The 9,031-nt window shown below is 67.3% G+C and carries 5 protein-coding genes and 1 pseudogene; 5 read left to right on the plus strand and 1 reads right to left on the minus strand.

What is annotated here, in order from left to right:
- On the plus strand, positions 1–365 hold a 365-nt coding region (locus EB084_13415), incomplete at its 5' end, for a BON domain-containing protein (protein ID NDD29256.1).
- 749 nt (positions 366–1,114) lie between these two features.
- Here EB084_13415 and EB084_13420 read toward each other — a convergent pair.
- A complete protein-coding gene (locus EB084_13420) occupies positions 1,115–2,236 on the minus strand; it encodes a hypothetical protein (protein NDD29257.1) in 1,122 nt (373 codons plus the stop codon).
- Positions 2,237–3,732: 1,496 nt separating this feature from the next.
- Between EB084_13420 and EB084_13425 the strand changes: the two are divergent.
- From EB084_13425 to EB084_13440, 4 genes and pseudogenes are all read left to right on the plus strand, one after another.
- Positions 3,733–3,936: pseudogene (locus tag EB084_13425) on the plus strand (hypothetical protein).
- A gap of 610 nt (positions 3,937–4,546) precedes the next feature.
- Positions 4,547–6,985 carry a steryl acetyl hydrolase gene (locus EB084_13430; protein NDD29258.1) on the plus strand — a complete coding sequence of 813 codons (2,439 nt, stop codon included), beginning with the start codon at positions 4,547–4,549 and terminating at the stop codon, positions 6,983–6,985.
- Positions 6,986–6,996: 11 nt separating this feature from the next.
- Positions 6,997–7,854: an SDR family oxidoreductase gene (locus EB084_13435; protein NDD29259.1), complete on the plus strand. Its 858-nt coding sequence runs from the start codon at positions 6,997–6,999 to the stop codon at positions 7,852–7,854.
- A 237-nt stretch (positions 7,855–8,091) separates the two neighbouring features.
- Entirely contained in the window at positions 8,092–8,952 is an 861-nt protein-coding gene (locus EB084_13440; protein NDD29260.1) for a hypothetical protein, read from the plus strand.
- Positions 8,953–9,031: the final 79 nt, after the last annotated feature.

Genomic DNA, 9,031 nt, shown 5'->3' on the forward strand with positions numbered 1-9,031 from the left:
TCGATGAGCTCGTCTCGCGGCAAGGAGCGTCCATGCGTCTTCGAATCCTCTCTGCCCTTCTGATCGCATCGCTGCTGGCCACCGGCTGCGCGGCCAGCCCGCCGCCTCCGTCGCCGTCGCCGTCGGTGGCACCGGTCACCATTCCCCAGATCGACGCGGCCCATGTCACGTCGGTGCAGGTCCGCCTGAAGGGCGACCTCGAGCTCGCCAGCGAGCAGATTGCCGTTACCGCCCAGGGCGACACCGTCGTGCTGAGCGGAACGGTCGGCACCGCAGACGAGAGGCAGCGCGCCGAGTCATTGGCCCGCTCGGTGAAGGGCGTGGAGAAGGTCGACAATCGCATCGAGGTGCGACCAGCGCAGTAGCGCCGGGTCTTTCAGCCCCTTTTCAGAGCGGGGTGCTTGAATGTCGGCATGGATGTGCCACGTGTTTCCCCTGCTTTTTCGCGCCTCATCGATCACCCCAGGGTGAAGGCCGCTCAGGCCCGCATCGACGCGGCCCAGTCACGTCTCGATCGTGCCGAGGTTGCCCTTCACGGCGACTGGGACAAGCGCCTCGAGCTCTATCGACCCGATATCGACGCGCTCTGGGAGCAGCAGCGCACAAATGGGGTTACGGCGATCGCAGCGCAGAGCATGCTCATCATGGTTGTCGGAGGCGGCCTCGCGGTGAACGTCGGGGTCTCGATGGTGCCCGCACTTGCGCCGTATAGAAACCTGTTGACGATTGGCGCGTGGGTGGCGGGGTGGAAGTACCTGCCTGAGCTGATGGGTCGTCACGTCATTCGCCCCGTGGTGCAGCGCATCGTCAATCGACAGATGGATCACAGGCTCGCGCGCGAGCGAGAGCTACAGGCCGAGACGCTCCAACGGGCGCGCGCACAGCTTGACGAGCAGCTCAGGCTGGTGGCGGCTGAAGCCGCCTCGTTGCAGGCTGCTCACGAAGCGCAGGCGCGTCAGGCTGCGCCCGCGCCGGCGATCTCGGTGGCCACGGAGGAGGTTCGTATCGGGGGCATCTCGCTGCCTCGTAGGCCTGCGGGGTGTGCCACGGGACCGGCAAGTGCTGGTACTGCAGCGGCAAGGGCCGTGTTGCGGCGCGGCATCGGGGCTGAGCGTCAGCCGTCGATGGGCTTCGTCCAGCGCACCTTTCCCGTGGTGGCGTCGAACAGGCGCAGGAACGGGCTGGGTCCGCTCGGCTCGAGGTCGAAAATCGCCAGGTCGCGACCATCGGGGCTGAAGCCGTGCTCCATGTGCTCGTGAACCTCTTTGAAGCTGCTCCCCTTGCAGACTGCAACAGCGCTGCCGTTGGCGGCGTTCACGAGGCGCACCTGGCCTCCAGCCGCGTCTTCCACGGCCAGGGTTCCCCGCGCGGAGATCATGGTGGCGCGAAGGGTCTTGCCCACCACACGGGCGGTGCGTGCCCGGTCTCGCAGCCGGATGACCGTGACCTCGCTGTCGCCGCTGTCGGGGATCTCGCGGTTGATGGCCACGTGGGCGAAGTCGGGGGACATGACGCAGGCGTCGGTCTTCTGGCCGAACGGGAGAACCACTGTCTTCGTTCCGCCAGGCAGATCGGTGAAGAAGAGGGTGTTGTCGGTATCGTCGATCACGGCCACGCGCCCGTCATCGGCGCGGAACGGCCCGTAGGGCAGGTGCGCGGTGGTGTAGACCCGGCGCGTGCCTGTAGGTACGGGCTGCACCACGACGCGTTCTTCAACGGGGTTGTGCGCCGTCAGCCAGTGCCCCTTGGGGCTCACGTCGCCACGAGGGCCGGCCACCGATGTGATGAGGGCGCCGGTCTCCACGTCCCACACCCGCACCGATGAGTCTGGCTCCGGGCGTCCGATGGAGAAGCCGGTGGTGATGAGCCAGCGGCCATCGGCAGAGAACGTCACGGTGAACCCACCGCCGAAGCGCTTCTCACCCGTGATGGTGCGCAGCTCGGTGCCCTTGGGCAGGCTGTAGAGCACCACCTGGGAGCTCAGCGTGCCCACCGCGAGCATCTTGCCGTCTGGGCTGAGCGCCACGCCGGTCGGCATGGCTTTTGGCGAGACGCGGCACACCAGCTGCCCCGTCGAGGTGTCGAAGACCGCGGCGGTGCGAAACCCGCACCCCGCGACCCGTCGGCCGTCTCGGCTGAAGCCGATGAATGACATGTGGGACTGCTCGGCTTGCGCCGCTGCACCGGTGAACAAGAAGAACAGGGCAAGAACGACGAGACGCACGACGGTTCGCATGGGGTACACGCTCCTCACGAGACGGTCATACGAATCTCGTCACGCGAGTCCCTGCCGAGGTGAAGCAGCGTTCAGACGCGAGGAATGTGCTGCCGGGCACCCAAAAAAAGAGCCCGCGCCGTGCTTCGATGAAGAAGCGCGGCCGGGCGACGAGGGGTTTTCACAGTGACACCCTCAGCATATCGCGCTCGGGCCGTCTGGGCCATCGCCTCTCGGTGAAGCGTCGCAAGGCTCGGGTGGGGCGCCGGAAGTGTGGGGTGGGAGGCTCGGCTGCGCTTCATGTGGCGATTTTCTGCTCTCGGGCGCTTCTGCGCGCCCCTCGAAGCGCATGCGCTCGATGCGCGTCTCGAGCTCGCCGCGTCGCGTCAGCAGCGCTTCCTTCAAGTCGCCCAGCTCGGCGCGGTACACGGTGAGACGGTCCTCTGAGCTGGCGAGCTCGACCACGTAGCGCTCGCGCAGCATCCTCTCGTCGCTTCCCTCGCCCAGGGCCTGGAGGTTCTTGCGCAGACGCTCCTGATCATCGAAGATGGCCGCAATCTCGCGCTCTCGCTGCTCGATGCGCCGGTGGGTGTGCCCGATGTCGCGCTGCAGCGCGGCGAGCGCCCGGATCTCTTCGGAGGCGGCGGCGTCGAGGCAGCGCGTCTCGACCAGGGCGTCGAGGTGGTCGGGATGGGCCGATGAGAGCGCGGTGCTCTCGCTCTCGGTCCGCTCCTCTCGAACGCGAAGCGCGGCGCTTGCTTGCGCCGCCAGATCGACGCGGAAGCGGTGCACCTCATCGGTGCTCACGATGGGGGGCTGCGTCTCGGTGAGACGGGCCCCTCGCGCGCGTGGATGCTCGACGTGCACCTCGAGCGGCTGGGTGTTCTTTGAGTGGAGATGATACGTGGTCTCGTGCACCGTGGTGTGCTCGAGGGTGATGAGCCCTCCGCCCACAAGCAGTCGCGAGACCCGCTTCGACAGGTCGTCGCGCTCCACGTGAACCGAGCAGCGCAGCTCGACCGAGAATGGCACTACGCGCTCCTCGTCGGCCAGCAGAAGGTCGAGCATCGACTCGCCCACATAGGCCCCGTTCTCGAAAACGGTGAGCGGACCTCCTTCGAGCGTGACACCGGTGGTGTTGCGCAGCGCGAGAGCGCTCATCGGGTTTCGCGCACGCAGCGACTCGCGGTACACGGCAACGCGGCGGGCTTCGACGGGGCCTTGCAGTAGGGGCACCAGGGCCGACTCGCCCTTGCGCATCGTCACCGGAAGCGTGATGTCGTACTCGAAGAGGTCGCTCACCGCGCCGACCTGGGTCTGCACGTCTACCGTGCGGCTGACCGCTTCGGCGCTGATGTGGCGCGTGACCGGCGCGACGGCCGCGGCCAGCATCAAGGGGCGGGCTGCGCGATGCAGGCCGCGGCCCTCATCGCCTTCGGTGATCTCGCGCTCGTGCGCGGCACCGACCCGGGCGGAGGCCTCGAACCCGACCGGCGGGCCGTACGGCGCGCCGGTGGGCAGCTCCACCACGGGCCGGCTGGGGTAGCGTGTCGAGTAGAGGTCGTGCACGAACGAAACGGGCAGCCCCGCCACCAGCGAGAGCCGCACGTCGCGCCAGTCGTCGTGGGCGTTGTCGACAAGCCCCCATCCTTGCAGCAGAGCGGCCTTCCCGGTCTCGAGCAGCATGCGGTAGGAGGTCTTCCACATCGGCGCTTCGATGACATAGCCGGCCGACACCCGTCGACGTCCTTCTCCCCGTGTCGAGATGGTCAGGGTCTTCAGATCTTTCCGTGCCCCTTCGAGAAGCACCTCGAGCAGCCGCGTCATGTCGCGGCGCAACGAAGGGTCGAGCAGGGTGACCTGCTTCGTCTCGAAGAGATCAAAGGTCTGCAGCGCACCGCCGTCGAGCAGCAGCACGAGATGGGGCACGCGCACGATGTCTCCCTCGTGCAGGCGCTCGAGCATCTGCACGCCGGTCACGGCCCCTTCCACCGCGCGACTGCCGAGCTCGACCTTGACGCGGGCGCCCTTCACCTGGTCGAGGAGGTTGGTGAGGGTGCTCGTGCCGTCGTCGAGGTTGATGGCGGGGGATTCGGGGCTGCGACCCACGGGAGGGGTCGAGGGGTAGCGCACGCTGGCCACCTGCCCGCCGTCGTGATCGACGACGGTGAGCGATTTTAGCACGTCGTTCATCTGTGTCGAGGCAAGCTCGAGCATGATGGCGGCATCTCCCTCGACCTCACCGGCTCGCTCGAAGTAGCCGACGCCGTGCTTGTACAGAACCACCTTCACGATGGGCATCTCAGACACGTCGATTGTGTTCCTCTCCAGATGTCCCGCGCGGGAGGGGAAGGGCGCGGGCGGCGCCAACTTGGCCGACATGCTGATCGTGCTCGGAATGGCGTGACCTCAACCAGGCTCCCGGAGCCGGCGGGCAGCTGGCAGGCGCGCTTGATGTCGGCGATGCTACGGCGCACGGTGAAGCCGCTGCTGCGGCGCGCAGACGTGCGGCGCGTTCGCATGCTCCTCGGAAACCCGCATCCGGCCTCCCTGAGAGGTGTGGCGCTGGGGCGCGACCGCGTGGGCGGCGTGGCGGGCGAGTGGGTGGCGCCTCTGTACGCGCCTCGCGCGCCGGTGCTGCTCTACCTGCACGGCGGAGGCTACGTGGCCTGCTCACCGCGCTCGCATCGCCCCATCACCGCTGAGCTCGCACGTCGTGGCTTTCGTGTCTTTGCCCCCGACTACCGCCTTGCGCCGGAGGCGCCCTTCCCCGCGGGGCTCGAAGACGCCCTGGCCGTCTATCGCGCACTGCGCGCCGCGGAGGGAGACGCCACCGCCATCGTGCTCGCGGGCGACTCGGCCGGAGGCGGACTGGCCCTTGCCCTCATGCTCGCGCTGCGCGACGCGGGCGACCGGTTGCCCTCCGCCGCGGTGCTCTTCTCGCCGCTAGCCGATCTGGTGTCGCAAGATGGCTCGCGCGTGACCCATGCCGACCGCTGCGCCTTCTTCGACGGTGGCATCTTCGCGCCGGTGCGCGACTGGTATCTCAATGGCGCCGATGCCCGCAATCCCCTGGTCTCGCCGGTCTTCGCCGATCTTCACGGCCTCCCGCCGCTGCTGGTGCACGTGGGCCGCGACGAGCTGCTGCTCGATGATTCGACCCGCCTTGTTGTCCGCGCTCGGGAAGCCGGGGTCGACGCACAGATCGTCACGTGGCCGGCCGTGCCCCATGTGTGGCAGATCTTTCCGCGTCTCCTGCCGGAAGCACGGGCCTCGCTCGATGGCGCGGCCGCCTTCTTCCAGCGCGTGCTGCACGTGCGCCCCGATGTCGACGTGCTCGTGGTGGGCAGTGGTTTTGCCGGTCTGGGCATGGCCATCCGGCTGCAGCAGGCAGGTCGTGATTCGTTCCTCATCTTGGAGAGGGGAGACGAGGTGGGGGGCACCTGGCGCGACAACACGTATCCGGGCTGCGCCTGCGATGTCCCCTCGCATCTGTACTCGTTCTCGTTCGAGACCGCCTTCGACTGGAGCCGCATCTACGCATCGCAGGGTGAGATACAGGCGTACCTGCTCGAGGTGGTGGCGCGCCACGATCTGCGTCGCAAGATTCGCTTCGGCTGCGCCCTTGTCGAGGCGCGCTTTGATGAGAAGGCGCGCATGTGGCGCGCGGTGACCTCGACGGGTGATGCGATCACCGCTCGGGTGATCGTGTCCGGCGTGGGCGGCCTGAACCGACCGTTCATACCAGCCCTCGATGGTGCCGATGCGTTCGCGGGCCCCACCATGCACACGGCCGCCTGGAACCACGATGTCTCGCTCGATGGCAAGCGGGTTGCGGTGGTGGGGTCGGCGGCGTCCGCCATTCAAGCCGTGCCCGTGCTGGCCTCGAAGGTGTCGCGCCTCACCGTGTTTCAGCGCACGCCGTCGTGGGTGATGCCGCGTCGCGATCGGGCGCTCGCTCCGGCAGAGCGTCGCTTCCTCTTGCGCTCGCCGCGCGCGCGGGGGGTGCTGCGCGCGCTCATCTACGGTCTGCAGGAGATGCTGGCGGTGGGCTTCGTGGTCTGGCCAGGGGCCATGCGCCTCGTCGAGTGGGCGGGGCGTCGCCACATCGCGCGCAGCGTGAGCGACCCCGTGCTGCGCGAGAAGCTCACGCCCACCTATCGCGCGGGGTGCAAGCGCATCCTCACGTCGAACGACTTCTATCCGGCGGTGACCCGCGATCACGTCGAGGTGGTGACCGAGGCGATCACCGGATTGCGGGCGGAAGGCGTCGTCACCGCCGACGGTCGCGTGCACGAGGTCGACGCCATCGTCTACGCCACCGGCTTTCGCGTCACCGAGCTGCCGTTTCCGGTGCGCTTCGTGGGGCGTGGTGGTATCGACCTCAACGAGGTCTGGCGCGACGGCATGCAGGCCCATCATGGGGTCACGGTGGCGGGATTCCCCAATCTCTTTCTGCTCATCGGGCCCAACACCGGGCTGGGGCACAACTCCATCGTGTTCATGATCGAGGCGCAGGTCGAGTATGTGCTGCGCTGCCTCGCCATGCTCGACGCGCGAGGCGCGCGCGTCATGGAGACCCGCGCCAGCACGCAGGCCCGCTACAACGACGGGCTGCAACGGCGGATGGCCCGCACGGTCTGGGCCACGGGGTGTCACAGCTGGTATCAGGGCGCCCAGGGACGCATCACCACGCTGTGGCCTGGGTTCACGTTCAGCTACTGGGCGCGCCTGTTTCATCCGCGCCCACGGCACCACGAGTTCGAGTAGGAGGTTGACGCGTGAAGCAAGGGTATGAAGGCAAGGTGGCCCTGGTCACGGGGGGCGGTTCCGGCATCGGCGCGGCGCTGGCTGAGGCGTTGCACGCGGCGGGGGCGGTGGTGGTGGTGTCCGACATCAACGAGGGTGCCGCCAGAGCCGTGGCCGCGCGGCTCGGCCCGCGCCATCGTGGGGTAGGCCTCGACGTGCGCAATGCCGTGGCGGTCGAGATGCTCATCGATGAGATGGCCGAGCGCGAGGGGCGCATCGATTTCGTCTTCAACAACGCGGGCGTGGCTGTGGTGGGTGAGTTCCACCGGCTGTCGCGGGCCGACCTCGATCGGGTTCTCGACGTCAACCTGAGGGGCGCCGCCTACGTGGCCCACGCCGCATTTCGCCGCATGGCGGTCCAGGGCTTCGGGCACCTGGTGAACACGGCGTCAGGATACGGCCTCGTCCCCTCGGGGGCGAACGCGCCGTACGCCACCACGAAGTTCGGCGTGGTGGGCCTGTCTGAATCGCTTCGTCTCGAGGGGCACGATCTGGGGGTGCGGGTGTCGGTGGTGTGTCCGGGCTTCGTGCGCACGCCCATCGTCGACAAGATGCACGCGGTGGGTCTCGACGCCGAGAAGGTACGCGCGTCGGTGCCGTTCGCGCCGGTCGAGGCCGCCGAGGCGGCCCGCATCGTGCTCGACGGCGTGGCGCGCAATCGCGCCATCATCGCCTTCCCGCGATACGTCGGGCTCATGGCCATGTTCTATCGGCTCTTCCCGAAGGTGGCGTTCCGCTTCGGCCTGCGCATGGTGCGCCGCATTCGGCGCCACCGCACCGACGTTGAGACGTTGGCGTCGCGCCGAGGCCCGACGATTCCCTGGGGGTAGGGAGAAGGCGAGACGCGGGTCACACGCCTGTCAGAGCACGCTGTGGCAGGCTTCTTTGGCGGTGTGCGCGATAAAATCCGCGGGCCGCGTGTTCATTCATTTTTAACAGTCGGTTCACAGACATGTTTCAAATGTTACAGCGCTTACTCATCTTCGGCGGAGTCCCCGGTGTACTGTGGTCACAGGAGAGGCCAACACAGACAGAACCACATCAAACACGGAGAGGGACTCACTCACATGATCGACTACATCCCCACGGCAAGCACTCGGCATCCACTCACACGGGTCCACGGTCTGGGCAGACCAACCCACGGCGGTGGCACGCGCGAAAGGACCCCGAACGCGCCGGCCTCCGATGGGTGGGCACGCTCGGCCGAGCTCGAGGAAGAGGGGGGCAGCAGGCGCCGCGGTGGCGTCACGCACCTCGCGAATCTGCTGCGACAGGAGGCCGCCCCCGCGTCGAAGACGTCGACGGTGCAGCCTGCCGCCACCAATGGCGGCGCGAAGGTGTGGCAGTCCTATCTGGCCAACGCGCAACCGCTCGGCGGCGATCACATCAAGAGCTACGGGAAGCCGTTGATGCGAAACAAGAACGCGCTGCTTCAGGGGCTGAAGGATGCTGGGGCCAATCCAGCGCTCACCAATGTGGTGATGGGTATCGCCATGCAGGAGACGAATGAGATGCGCGTCGATCAGCGCGATTCATCGAAAGACGGTAATAATGACGGTTCAAAGAACTACAGTCCGCTCAACATCAACGAAGACATGATCCGGCGAATCTACGGCGACAAGGCCGATGGAGTGCTGAAGGTCATGAACGGTAACGACGACGCTGCCAGCCTGAAGGCTGCGGCTCGCTTCTTCAAGGACGCCACGCAACGCTGGGGCATCGACAAGACCTTGGTCTTCCTCAGAAGCGGTAGCGGCGCCTTCAACAACTACAATCCGGATGAAGGGTACAAGCCGGGGTATCTCGAGAGCGACAAGACGACCCGGGAGTACTTCGATCACGTCGCGCGCATCGTGAAGAACCTTCAGAACGACCCGAAGCTCTTGCGGGACGGCCGACGCGTGGAGATCGACACGACCCACAAGTGACGAAAGGCGAGGCGGGCGCCGCGACCAGGCGCCGCGACGCCCGACCTCTCCTTCGCGACAGCTCGTCCGTGTGTCTGCG

The sequence above is a fragment of the Pseudomonadota bacterium genome, assembly GCA_010028905.1.
In the GTDB taxonomy this organism is placed as follows: Bacteria; Vulcanimicrobiota; Xenobia; order RGZZ01; family RGZZ01; genus RGZZ01.